Genomic DNA, 11,962 nt, shown 5'->3' with positions numbered 1-11,962 from the left:
ATAGTTTTTATGAAACATTACAATTAACGGTGACAGCGACCGCAGTGACCGCAGCCTCCGCAACGGAAACAGCCTCCACAGCCTCCACATCCAAAGCAACCTCCACATCCAAAGCAACTAAAAAAAGGGAAAATACCAAAGCACATACGTACATCTTGAGTTTGATACTGATTATAATCCCATGGAACTACTTGACTTGATTGAAACTGTCCAACGTTTAATTCTTGAAGCTCTCTTTGAAAATCATACATTTTTATAACCTCCGACATAAAATTTGAAAGCGAATAAAAACATAACGTACTTATAAAAAATAAATACGATTCCCTAATTTGAATCTACTAAAACGCAGACTCTCAACAACAAAATATGTCGAGTGCTTGGGCATTGTTACCGATTCAATTGCCCAATTTATTACTCATTAGTAAAATTTTGAACTGATTGAAAGTGCAAAAAAACCTCACATCAAAAGTGAGGTTCTTTGTACGTCTTTCATTTTTTTCTATACTTTTTCATCATTAAAATCAGTATTCCTTAATCTTCATTAAGTTTAATGTTATTAAGGGGTGAATATGAAAATACATTCTTTTTAATTGCTTTTTTATTTCTCCTGATTTCTTTTCCAAAAATTAATTTCGCTGGCTTTATTTTAAGTACTTTGAATAGTATGAGGTATAGTAATAATAGAAAATCAAAAATGAAAAGTAAGTCTCCTATCATAAAAAACGAGAATATTGTATTGGAGATTTCTTCAGTTTGATCAAGAGTAGAAAATACAAACACAGCATATCTTTCATAAACCGTACAGATTAACAATATAAATCCAACCACTAATGAAGTAAAACTATAACCAATAGATCGTTCTCTTTTATTGAATTCTAAAAAGATTGGAAGTAAATATAGCAAAACAACAATAAAAATACTAAATAATAATCCTAATAAAGTAATTCGGCTATGTAACATAGACTGAACTAGCAAAAGTTTTCCTAGGATAAAAAAAAGTAACACGATCCCCATCAATTCCCTCCTCATCTCCCCATTTAGAGGAACAGCCATGATCACATCCGTTTACAAATTAAACGGATTCCTTTTCAAAATAAATTATAGCCTTGCTTATTAACGTTTCAAATACTCTTTTTTACCGTTTTGATAGGTAAAAACAGATAATATATAAAAATTCATGAGTAGATGTATGCCCTTCGGTAGATATAAGAAGATTGCCGATTAATAAATATTTATTACCGTTTTTAACGGTAAAAATAGTCATATGCATATTCATCATCTAAGTTTAAAATAATTTTGAAAACATTATCTCAACAACACTTTTTGTGATTGTTATCACAAAATTAGTTAGTTTATTTATGTTAGTAAAAATATTAATTTAGATCAAAGTAGGAGATGAGATGGATAAGGCGAGTATAAGAAGATTACACTTAATCGATATTTTAAGTAGTCAAGAAAAATGGTTCAAAACAGAGGAGCTTGCTAAAAATTTAAATTGCACTGAGAAAACAATTCGAACTGATATACAAATTATCAATTCCACATTCCCAGAAGGATGGAATATTGAAACGATAAAAGGAAAAGGTATTTATATAAATAATCCAATTAATTCATCGCTTGATCAAGTTCGTTCACTTTTTGTTAAGAATTCTTTATCGCTTCAGGTAATCATGTTTATTCTAATAAAAGAAATTGAACACATTAGTGATTTAGGAAAAGTCTTATATACGCATCACAATACTGTTTATAAAATTCTCGAACGAGTAGACAACTTATTGAAGTCGTATAATTTAATTTTGAAGCGTGCACCACTTGAAATTGTAGGTAATGAGTTTCAAAAAAGAATCTTATGCTGTGACGTATTGTATGGTCTATATTCCCATACTAATAAATGGCCTTATGATTCTCTATCGTTTTCTATTATAAAAAAAGTAGTGACAAAATCAGCAGAAAAAAATAATTTATATTTATTTCCACCTACTGTAGATAAATATATTTATTATGTTGGTACGATGCTTCAAAGAATTGATCGAGATATACAATTGGATTTAAATCCTTCTAATAATATTAAGGATTCAAAGTTTTTTTCAGTTGCAACTGATATTTGCATACAGCTAGAAAACATTTATAAAGTATCAATTCCATTAAATGAACTAAACGCTCTTTCTATAATGATATCTGCATCCCCTTATTTTTCTAGCGATAATGAACCTCAAGATAAAATTATAAATAGCTACCATAATAAATCAGAAAAACAATATATAGAATTACGCGAGCTCGTTACGATGCTCGAAAAAAAGCTTAGTATAAAATTACATGATCATAATGATTTTATTCTCACTCTTCAAAAACAATTTAAAGCATTTTCCCTAATTCTTTTTTTAAACGGTAGATTTGAACGATCTTCTCTCATTTCCGAATACGTTAAAAAGCGTTATCCAGAGTTATTTTATAAAGTAAAAACTGTATTTCACAATTGGTGCAATTACTTTTCATACCCAGAAGTAAATAATGAAGTAATTGCTAAAATCACATTAAATATTCAAGCAATCATCATTAAATTATCATTAGTGAAAAAAAGGGTACTACTGTTAAGTTCTGAAGGTTATGGTGTAAGACAGTATATAACAACTAAACTCATAAAAGAATTTAGAGATAAAATACAATTTGTTGAACTCCAAAACGGCGAACTGAGTCCTGAAACGATTAGTGAATTACGTTTGGACTTTATCATTGCTGATTTTCAAATTGATATCGAAATTGTTCCAATTGCGGTAATTAGTTCTACTCTTTCACAACGCGATATTAATCATATCGCCCATTTATTAAAATAAATTTTATTTTGAATAAGCATTCAAAGGTGATTTTATGATAAAAGAAAGGTCAACATTCGTCACAAATGAGCTAGTTGAACTATTAAGGCAGCTTGATCATGATACTTTTTTACACGGGATGCGTGTAGGTGAATTATCTTATAAATTCAGTAGATATTTAGATCTCACTTTACGTCAAACCAATCAATTACATTTTATTGGTTATGTACATGATATTGGTAAGCTAAAAATACCAAATTCAATTGTTACAAAAAGAGGTCCTCTTACTGATTTCGAGTGGAATCTAATGAAGAATCACACAATTTATGGGCATGATTTATTAAAAAATTTATCATATCATAATGATATTTTAAATGCTGTACGTTATCATCACGAAAATATTGATGGGACCGGCTATGAAGGCTTATATAGTAACGAAATTGATTTTAATTCGAAAATAATTAGAATAGTTGATAGTTTTGATGCATTAACCCATGATCGTTCTTATAGAAAAAAATGTTCAATTGAAATATCGTTAAAAAAAATTCAAAAACTAAGTGGTACCGTTTATGACCAGGATTTAATAAAGGAATTCACCAAGTTTATTTGTAAACTGTATTAAGTAGTATTCAATAATGCTAATAATTTACACCTATTAATTGCTAGACCAGAATCTATTAACATGTTATAGTTTCATTAAAATTATAAATTTCACTCGTATAATAGTGAGGATATGGCTCACAAGTTTCTACCGGTTAACCGTAAATTTACCGACTATGAGTGGTAACACATCAGACATTTTAGCTCTAGCGAATCAAAGACTCAAAATGTGTTACTTCACTCATTTTTACAGTGAAGTACATGTTTTGAGTTTTTTGTTTAGATTAAGGGGGATCATTATGGAATTATTACTAAAAAAAATTGAACAAGAAGGAATCGTTTTAGCAAATGATGTATTAAAAGTGGATGCTTTCTTAAATCATCAAATGGATCCTGTTTTAATGAAAGAAATTGGAGAAGAATTTGCGCGTTTATTTTCTGAAGAAAAAATAACAAAGGTAGTTACTATAGAATCTTCAGGTATCGGACCTGGGCTAATGACAGCACTTGCTTTAAATGTCCCTCTAGTTTTTGCACGTAAGAAAAAGTCGATCACAATGCAGCAAGATGTTTATACTGCTAAAGTATATTCATTTACAAAAAAAGAAGAAAATGAAATTTCAATTTCTCATAAATGGTTAGAAGAAGGCGATAAAGTTTTAATAATAGACGACTTCTTAGCAAACGGACAGGCAGCTCTTGGATTACTTTCAATCATAGAACAAGCGAAGGCAGAAACAATTGGATTTGGAATCGTAATTGAAAAATCATTCCAAGATGGCGGAAAGATTCTACGTGATCGTGGTTATCGAGTTGAATCTCTTGCTCGTATTCAATCTTTAAAAGACGGACAAATTAAATACTTCAATGAAGAATTAACTGTTTAAACATAAAAAAGACATTGTATGAACGATTTGAGTTGTTCACAATGTCTTTTTCTCTTAATTAAGCCTTTTTTAAAATTAAATATACAAAGTAAGGTCCACCGATTAAGGCTACTATAATCCCTGCTGGTATTCCTTCTGGATCGACTAAGTTTCTTCCGATTATGTCGGCAACTAATAGTAATAATCCACCAATTAATATTGCAATGGGTATATATAATTGATTTCTTGGGCCAACTAAACTCTTAGCAATATGTGGTGCCATTAATCCGATAAACGCAATTCCTCCTGTTACTGAAACAGCAGATGCTGCTAATGCAACTGCTGCTAACATTAAAACAATTCTTTCCTTTTCTAATAAGACCCCTACCCCGATTGCAACAGGCTCATTTAAATTAAGAAGGTTTAAGGTGTTTGAGGAAGAATCGCCATTTTTTTAGCTAGTATTTTAGTATTCTCTGAAGCAATGTTTTTTCCATCTAAAATAATCGTTCCGGATTGATGAGAGATTATTCTTGTAACCGCCTTCAAAAGAGTCGATTTACCGCAACCATTTGAACCGATGATTGTTGTAATTTGTTTATCCGGAATTTTTATATTAAGGTCTTTTACAATCAAACGTTCACCATAACCAATGGTCGATTCATTAGTATATAACCGAACCATAAACGGACCTCCATTCATTTAATATTCAAACTGTTAATGATAATGATAATTATTATCAATTAATGTTACTAGGTTAATATAAGTCCATTTACTAATATTGTCAATATTAATTTTTAGTGAAATCATTGAAAAATTCTCATAAATGGTTTATATTTTACTGAGAATGATAATCAATGACAGAATCTTCTGGAGTGAGAACATAATGAATATGAACGATCTTTATGATGTAACAGTAATCGGAGGAGGTCCTGCTGGACTTTACTCTGCCTTTTATAGTGGTTTACGAGAAATGAAAACAAAAATTATAGAATTTCAATCTGAATTAGGCGGTAAAGTTCATTGTTATCCTGAAAAGGTGATTTGGGATGTTGGAGGACAACCACCAATCCCTGGCGAGAGATTTATCGGACAAATTGTTCAGCAAGGATTAACGTTTGATCCGACTGTTGTGTTAAATGAAAAAGTAGACACAATCACTCGTGACGATAATGGCATTTTTGTTTTACATACAGCTTCAGGCCAAATACATTATTCTAAAACAGTTATTGTTGCAGTTGGAAGCGGTATTTTAAACCCAACAAAACTTCAAATAGATGGTGCAGAAAGATTCGAGGTTTCAAATTTAAACTATACAGTAAAATCACTTAAACATTTCCAAAATAAAACTGTAATCGTTTCTGGTGGTGGTAACTCTGCAATTGATTGGGCTAATGAGTTAGAGCCAATTGCTAAGAAAGTTTATTTAACTTACCGAAAAGATGCACTAAAAGGTCATGAAGCACAAGTCTCCCAATTAATGAATAGTTCAGTTGAATGTCTTTTCAATACATCTATTACGAAACTAATTGCTGGTGAAAACCATGAAGAAATAGAAAAGGTTGAACTGACAAATAATGAAACTGGTGAAGTATCTCATTTGGCAATTGATGAAGTAATCATAAACCACGGTTATGAACAAGATACTTCTTTATTAAATAACAGTGAAATAAAAGTAGAAATGATTCAAGATTTCTATATTAAAGGGAATACAACGAGTGAAACTTCGATTGAAGGGATTTACGCAGCTGGAGATATTCTTATGCATGAAGGAAAGTTGCAATTAATTGCTGGTGCATTTCAAGATGCCGCAAATGCTGTTAATAAAGCGAAGCAATATATTCAACCAGAAGCTAGTGGATCAGCAATGGTTTCATCTCATAATGAGGTATTTAAACAACGAAATCGTGATTTAATTAAACAGATGATGAACTAAAAAACAACATCTCTTTTTTCATGTTAAACTATAGGAAACTTATGTAAATTAGACTGAGAGTGGTTTATATGAATTTAAAGTATAAATGTATCATTTTAGATCATGATGATACTGCCGTAATGAGTACACCTGAAATTCACTATCCATCCTTTGTAGAAGCAATTAAAAAACTTCGTCCAAATGATGAACCTATTTCTTTTGAAGAGTTTGTTGGATATTGCTTTGAACCTGGGTTTCATTCTTTATGTACAGACCTAATGAAATTCAATGAAGCTGAAATGATCGTTCAACAAGAAATTTGGCAAAGCTATACTTCATCCTCAATCCCCGACTTTTACGAGAAATTTCCTGAAACAATAAAGGGTTTTAAAGATCGGGGCGGTATTATAACCGTAGTATCTCATTCTGAGAGAAGCAGAATTGAACGAGATTACTTGCAGCACTGCGGTTTTATCCCAGATGCAGTCTTTGGATGGGAACTGCCTGAGCATCAAAGAAAACCATTTCCTTATCCGATTAAAGAAATATTGAGACGTTTTAACTTAAAAGAATCAGACGCATTGATGTTAGATGACCTTAAGCCAGGTTTGGAAATGGCTAAATCCTGTCACGTAGACTTCGCAGCTGCAGGTTGGTCACATGCCATTCCTGAAATTAAACAACAAATGAAAAATGAATCAAAGTTTTATTTTGAAACGATAGATGAATTTAGCAAATTTTTACTAGGTTAAAACAAAAAACACAACACTCTTAAAAATGACTCATCATTTTTAAGAGTGTTGTGTTAGTTTTAAGGAAATTTTTGAATTTTCTAATGCAATTAATTAGAAGCGCTTTCATAACAATTACAGTTTTTGTTTCTTTTTATCATCAACTAGGTATATTAGTCCGCCTGCTGTTTGTATCAACTTCTTCTTTTTTTCCAATTTTAAAAATAAAGAAGGAAGAAATCACTAAAACTGTAATTAATGAAGTTAAATAGAACTGAGAGCGAAGATCATCCATAAAGTACATCGAAAAATAGATGACGATCATCGCTAGTATAGTAATGTAAGTAACATATGGGAAACCCCACATTTTTAATCGTAACACTTTTCCCGTTTTCTCAGCTTGTCTTCGCTTTATTACATGCGATACTGCAATAACAATATACACTAGAAGCGCAATTGAACCTGATGCATTCAAGAGAAATGAAAAGAGTTTATCAGGTGAAATAAAGTTAAAAATTGCAGCTAAGAAGGCGAAAGCTGAACTTGCCCATACTGCCCAATACGGTGATCCACCTTTATTTACTTTTGTAAAGATTCTCGGAGCACTTCCTTGCTGCGCCAAAGAATAAAGCATTCTAGAATTCGTATAAAGTGCTGAATTCAAACAAGAGAGTACTGAAAAAAGTACAACAACTTTCATGATTGTTCCAGCTCCTGGAATCCCTAAATTGTTAAGCAACGTTACATATGGGCTACTTAATGATTTTGCATCGTCCCAAGGCATTAATAAAACTAAAATAGATACTGACCCAATGTAGAACAATGCTACACGCCAAACAACAGTATTAATGGCAGTAACAACAGATTTTTGAGGATCTTTTGATTCACCAGCAGCAATTGCTGCAATTTCAGACCCAAAGAAAGCAAACATAACTGTCATAAAACCACCTAATATTGCGCTTATACCTTTCGGAAAAAATCCGCCATGCTGTGTTAAATTTGATAATCCCGGAGACTGAATCGTAGGGATTAATTTGAATAAAATTGCAAGACCTAATATCATAAACGCTGAGATCGCCACTACCTTTGTAATGGCAAACCAATATTCAAACTCTCCAAATGTTTTCACTGATAAAATATTGGTAAGTGTAAGTACAAATGTAAGAATTAAAGCCCATCCCCATAATGGGATACTTGGGAACCATGAATTCATTATATTTGCACCTGCAATCGCTTCAATTGCAATTGTAATTAACCAGAAAAACCAATACAACCAACCAATCGTGTATCCTGCCCAAGGGCCAATCGACTCTTTTGCATACGTTGAAAACGAACCACTTACTGGGTTCTCAGCAGCCATTTCTCCTAACATTCTCATAAGGAGTGCAACTAATAATCCCGCTATTACATAAGCAACAATTGCTGATGGACCCGCACTATGAATAACATTCCCACTACCTACGAATAAACCTGCCCCTATAATTCCACCAATTGAAATCATTTGAATATGACGGTGTTTTAGATTTTGTTGTAAACCATTGTGTTGTTTCTCCATATTCACCCTATCCTTTTTTTCGTTAATATAAAAATATTTATAAAAACCTTGCAGTAAAAGACTCGAGCAAGTCCTATTAATCTACACATTTGGACGTTACTTTTAAAAAGTTTGAACAGATGAAAATCTTTAAATGATCAGTTTCAACAAAATTTAGCAGTTAGATAATACGTTTTCTAGAATAGCAAGACCTTCGTTTAACTCATTTTCTGTAATCACTAGTGGACTTAAAAAGCGAATAATATTTCCATCTAAACCTGCAGTAAGTAATAAAAGCCCAGCTTCATTTGCAGCTTTTGCAATTTTTGTAGTAAGATCTTTATTCGGTGTTTTTAATTTTTGATCCGTTACAATCTCTACTGCACACATTGCTCCTAGACGACGGAATTCTCCAATGAAGTTATACTCTAATTGCCACTTTCTCACACGGCTTTCAAGTACCTCTCCAATCCATTCTGCTTTTTCACACAATTTTTCTTCTTCAATGACTTCTAAAACTGCCAATGCGGCTTCACACGCAAGTGGATTTCCACAATAGGTTCCACCTAATTCACCCGGATCAGCTATATCCATTATTTCTGCTTTTCCAATAACAGCACTTAGTGGCATACCACCTGCGATAGATTTAGAAGCTGTCATTAGATCAGCTGCAACTTCGAAATGCTCCATCGCAAATAATTTTCCTGTTCTTGCGAATCCAGTTTGAATTTCATCTGCCACCATTACAATGCCATGTTTTGAACAAAATTCACGAACGTGTTTTACAAATGATTTTGGAGGTATTACAAATCCACCTTCTCCTTGAATCGGCTCCATGACAATACATGCTACAGTCTCGGGTGCTACAGTTGCTATAAAAAATTGATTAAACTGTGCAATAACATCTGCTTCGTATTGCTCATCAGTCATACCGTCTGGCTTACGGTACATATATGGATATGGTGCTTGATAAACTTCAGGTGCAAAAGGACCAAAACCAAGTTTATATGGTTTTACTTTGCTCGTCATTGTCATCGTCATTAAAGTACGTCCGTGAAATCCACGAGTAAATGTGACAACTGCTTGGCGTTTTGTATATTTCCTTGCGATTTTCACGGCATTCTCTACTGCTTCAGCACCACTGTTTAATAAAATAGCTTTTTTTGCAAAATCTCCTGGAGTTGCTTCACACAATCTTTCACAAATTTCAATGTATGACGGATACATAACGACATTGAAGCCAGGATGAATGATTTTTTCTGCTTGTTCTTGTATGGCTGCTACTACTTTTGGGTGTGAATGCCCTACGTTAATGGTTCCTATAGCTGCACCGAAGTCAATAAACTTATTACCTTCTAAATCATATAATGTAGCTCCCTTGCCTTTTACAGCAACTGCTCGATTTCCATTGCTAACGCCTTTTACAACGTATTTATCTCGCTTTTCTTGCCATTCTTTTGTGGATAGTTGCTTAATCATTATTTGATTCCTCCGTTTTTATAAAAATTTTTCTACGATGTTTGTTTTTTCAATCACTGAATTAATTACGAGCTAATCATAGTAATATGTATAACTTCCTATATGCTCATTTCAACTTCCAGTATGAGAAACCTATAAACAGTTAAAAACGTGTACCGTCTAAAAAACCGATAAAGCTAAACGGTACACATAAAAATGAAAACAATTTTAAATGATGTCTAAAATTTATCCTTTGTGCCAAATAACGAGTTTCATTTCCGTCATCTCTTCAATTGCATACTTCAATCCTTCACGTCCCGTACCACTTTCTTTTACGCCTCCATATGGCATTTGATCAACACGGAACGTAGGTACATCATTAATAACTACGCCTCCTACATGCAGATCGTCTGCTGCTTTTAGTGCATTAACAACACTATTAGTGTAAATTCCCGCTTGCAGTCCATATCGGGAATCATTTACAGCATCAATTGCTTCTTCAACCGAAGATACTTTACAAATTGAAACAATTGGAGCAAAAACTTCGTTACATGATACTTTCATGTTATTTGTTACATCTAAAATAACTGTAGGTTCAAGAATATTCCCTACCGTTTTGCCACCTGTTGCAATAGTCGCACCCTGCGCTTTTGCTTCTTCGATCCAGCTTAAAGCACGGTCCAAGTCATTCGATGAAATAAGAGATGAAACATAAGTTTCAGGATCTAAAGGATCACCTAGTTTGAGTTCGCTAGCACTTTTTGCAAACTGCGAAACAAATTCATCATAGATTTTTTCGTGTACATATATACGTTGTAAAGAGATGCAGACTTGCCCTTGGTTTGAAAATGCGCCCATTAAGCAGCGATCAATAGCCTTTGTTACATCGATATCCTCATCAATGATTAATGCTGCATTTGATCCTAGTTCAAGTGTTGTTTTCTTAAGCCCCGCTTTTGCTCGAAGTGCAATTCCAACTGAGGAACTTCCTGTAAAAGTCACCATACTAACTAGATCACTTTCTACAATGGCGTCACCTACAACTCTTCCTGGTCCTGTAACAACATTTAATACGCCATCCGGTAGACCAGCTTTTTTGAACAAATCTGCTATATAAAATGCAGAAAGTGGTGTTTGTGAAGCTGGCTTTAATACCACGGTATTCCCTGCAGCAATAGCTGGTCCCACTTTATGCGCCACTAAATTCATCGGAAAATTAAATGGAGTAATTGCACCAATAACTCCAATTGGATTACGAATGGTGTAGCCTATTTTTCCAACTCCACCAACCGCCGCATCAAAAGGAATTGTTTCTCCATGAATTCGTTTTGCTTCCTCTGATGCAAATTTGTATGTTTCAATCGTTCTTATTACTTCTGCTTTGGCGAAAATCAGTGGTTTAGCCGACTCGAGAGCAATTACCTTTGCAGCTTCTTCTAAATTTTCTTCAAGAAGTTGCGAAACTTTCTCTAAAATTGCTGCTCGTTGATGAGCAGGCATTTTGGCCATTACTTCTTTAGAATCATAAGCAACTTTAATTGCATTCTGAGTTTGTAGTTTATTCGCAATAGCAATATCTGCAATTTTTTCTTGTGAATAAGGAGAAAGCAAATCTGAATAATTTTCTGTTTCCACATCTTGTCCGTTAATCCAAATATTCTTTTTCATGTTTCCCTCCATAACTTATGAATACGTATTAATAATAAGCTTCATTTTTAATAATTGTCAAACAATTTTTATTTTTTAGCATTTTATAAATATTTAATTAACATCTATAAAACTTCTCTATATTCTCTAACGAGTTGTGCTTAATGGTGGTTATATGTTGGATCTAGTAAGTTATTATAAAAATTTATCAGCAAGTATCTAAACTACGTAATTATTACACATTTATTCAAATTTCTATGAATACGTATACAAAAATTTCGTTAATTTGCACAAAACTTCTAATCTAATACGATTTTATTTGTTATAATATAAATAGTCACTTGAAAATTCCAAAAATTATGTTGTTTTGAGAGTAACAAGATTTAGAACATCTGCCG

At 32.9% G+C, this 11,962-nt stretch carries 10 protein-coding genes, 2 pseudogenes and 1 riboswitch; of the genes and pseudogenes, 5 read left to right on the top strand and 7 right to left on the bottom strand.

Features of this window, described 5'->3' with window-relative positions; translation table 11 throughout:
• Nucleotides 1-23 precede the first annotated feature (23 nt).
• On the bottom strand, nucleotides 24-251 hold the full coding sequence (locus BM319_RS12305; protein ID WP_025568686.1) for a heterocycloanthracin/sonorensin family bacteriocin: 228 nt from the start codon (nucleotides 249-251) through the stop codon (nucleotides 24-26).
• 280 nt (nucleotides 252-531) lie between these two features.
• Nucleotides 532-1,014, bottom strand: a complete 483-nt coding sequence (locus BM319_RS12300; protein ID WP_025568685.1) for a hypothetical protein — start codon at nucleotides 1,012-1,014, stop codon at nucleotides 532-534.
• A 386-nt stretch (nucleotides 1,015-1,400) separates the two neighbouring features.
• On the opposite strand from BM319_RS12300, the gene BM319_RS12295 reads away from it, so the two are divergent.
• From BM319_RS12295 to BM319_RS12285, 3 genes are all read left to right on the top strand, one after another.
• Nucleotides 1,401-2,834 (top strand): BglG family transcription antiterminator, encoded by a 1,434-nt coding sequence (locus BM319_RS12295; protein ID WP_091022889.1) that lies wholly within the window; start codon nucleotides 1,401-1,403, stop codon nucleotides 2,832-2,834.
• A gap of 34 nt (nucleotides 2,835-2,868) precedes the next feature.
• Nucleotides 2,869-3,435 (top strand): HD-GYP domain-containing protein, encoded by a 567-nt coding sequence (locus BM319_RS12290; RefSeq protein WP_025568683.1) that lies wholly within the window; start codon nucleotides 2,869-2,871, stop codon nucleotides 3,433-3,435.
• A 73-nt stretch (nucleotides 3,436-3,508) separates the two neighbouring features.
• A riboswitch (purine riboswitch) is annotated at nucleotides 3,509-3,610 on the top strand.
• 102 nt (nucleotides 3,611-3,712) lie between these two features.
• Nucleotides 3,713-4,300: a xanthine phosphoribosyltransferase gene (locus BM319_RS12285; RefSeq protein ID WP_091022887.1), complete on the top strand. Its 588-nt coding sequence runs from the start codon at nucleotides 3,713-3,715 to the stop codon at nucleotides 4,298-4,300.
• Between the two features lie 58 nt (nucleotides 4,301-4,358).
• Here the strand turns inward: BM319_RS12285 and BM319_RS12280 are convergent.
• Both BM319_RS12280 and BM319_RS12275 read right to left on the bottom strand, forming a co-directional pair.
• Nucleotides 4,359-4,715 (bottom strand): annotated as a pseudogene (locus tag BM319_RS12280) (iron chelate uptake ABC transporter family permease subunit); the annotation flags it as partial.
• Nucleotides 4,706-4,963 (bottom strand): annotated as a pseudogene (locus BM319_RS12275) (ATP-binding cassette domain-containing protein); the annotation flags it as partial. The pseudogenes BM319_RS12280 and BM319_RS12275, both read right to left, overlap by 10 nt.
• A gap of 202 nt (nucleotides 4,964-5,165) precedes the next feature.
• Between BM319_RS12275 and BM319_RS12270 the strand changes: the two are divergent.
• Together BM319_RS12270 and BM319_RS12265 are read left to right on the top strand one after the other, a co-directional pair.
• Nucleotides 5,166-6,215 carry an NAD(P)/FAD-dependent oxidoreductase gene (locus BM319_RS12270; RefSeq protein WP_069032720.1) on the top strand — a complete coding sequence of 350 codons (1,050 nt, stop codon included), beginning with the start codon at nucleotides 5,166-5,168 and terminating at the stop codon, nucleotides 6,213-6,215.
• Nucleotides 6,216-6,283: 68 nt separating this feature from the next.
• Nucleotides 6,284-6,946 (top strand): HAD family hydrolase, encoded by a 663-nt coding sequence (locus BM319_RS12265; RefSeq protein WP_091022885.1) that lies wholly within the window; start codon nucleotides 6,284-6,286, stop codon nucleotides 6,944-6,946.
• Nucleotides 6,947-7,085: 139 nt separating this feature from the next.
• On the opposite strand, the gene BM319_RS12260 is transcribed toward BM319_RS12265, so the two are convergent.
• The 3 genes from BM319_RS12260 to BM319_RS12250 form a co-directional block, all read right to left on the bottom strand.
• Nucleotides 7,086-8,480, bottom strand: a complete 1,395-nt coding sequence (locus tag BM319_RS12260) for an amino acid permease (protein WP_069032718.1) — start codon at nucleotides 8,478-8,480, stop codon at nucleotides 7,086-7,088.
• A 153-nt stretch (nucleotides 8,481-8,633) separates the two neighbouring features.
• Nucleotides 8,634-9,938 (bottom strand): 4-aminobutyrate--2-oxoglutarate transaminase, encoded by a 1,305-nt coding sequence (gabT, locus tag BM319_RS12255; protein WP_069032717.1) that lies wholly within the window; start codon nucleotides 9,936-9,938, stop codon nucleotides 8,634-8,636.
• Between the two features lie 225 nt (nucleotides 9,939-10,163).
• Nucleotides 10,164-11,585 (bottom strand): aldehyde dehydrogenase family protein, encoded by a 1,422-nt coding sequence (locus tag BM319_RS12250; RefSeq protein ID WP_091022884.1) that lies wholly within the window; start codon nucleotides 11,583-11,585, stop codon nucleotides 10,164-10,166.
• Between the last annotated feature and the right edge of the window lie 377 nt (nucleotides 11,586-11,962).

It is taken from the genome of Bacillus sp. UNCCL81 (assembly GCF_900112535.1).
GTDB lineage: Bacteria > Bacillota > Bacilli > Bacillales > Bacillaceae_G > Gottfriedia > Gottfriedia luciferensis_B.
Note: the sequence above shows the minus strand (reverse complement) of the source record. Positions and strands in the feature narration are given on the sequence as shown.

What these genes read in the sequence shown, in the direction of transcription:
- BM319_RS12305 (WP_025568686.1), bottom strand. Translation starts at nt 251, where the DNA reads ATGTATGATTTTCAAAGAGAGCTTCAAGAATTAAACGTTGGACAGTTT.
- BM319_RS12300 (WP_025568685.1), bottom strand. Translation starts at nt 1,014, where the DNA reads ATGGGGATCGTGTTACTTTTTTTTATCCTAGGAAAACTTTTGCTAGTT.
- BM319_RS12295 (WP_091022889.1), top strand. Translation starts at nt 1,401, where the DNA reads ATGGATAAGGCGAGTATAAGAAGATTACACTTAATCGATATTTTAAGT.
- BM319_RS12290 (WP_025568683.1), top strand. Translation starts at nt 2,869, where the DNA reads ATGATAAAAGAAAGGTCAACATTCGTCACAAATGAGCTAGTTGAACTA.
- BM319_RS12285 (WP_091022887.1), top strand. Translation starts at nt 3,713, where the DNA reads ATGGAATTATTACTAAAAAAAATTGAACAAGAAGGAATCGTTTTAGCA.
- BM319_RS12270 (WP_069032720.1), top strand. Translation starts at nt 5,166, where the DNA reads ATGAATATGAACGATCTTTATGATGTAACAGTAATCGGAGGAGGTCCT.
- BM319_RS12265 (WP_091022885.1), top strand. Translation starts at nt 6,284, where the DNA reads ATGAATTTAAAGTATAAATGTATCATTTTAGATCATGATGATACTGCC.
- BM319_RS12260 (WP_069032718.1), bottom strand. Translation starts at nt 8,480, where the DNA reads ATGGAGAAACAACACAATGGTTTACAACAAAATCTAAAACACCGTCAT.
- gabT (WP_069032717.1), bottom strand. Translation starts at nt 9,938, where the DNA reads ATGATTAAGCAACTATCCACAAAAGAATGGCAAGAAAAGCGAGATAAA.
- BM319_RS12250 (WP_091022884.1), bottom strand. Translation starts at nt 11,585, where the DNA reads ATGAAAAAGAATATTTGGATTAACGGACAAGATGTGGAAACAGAAAAT.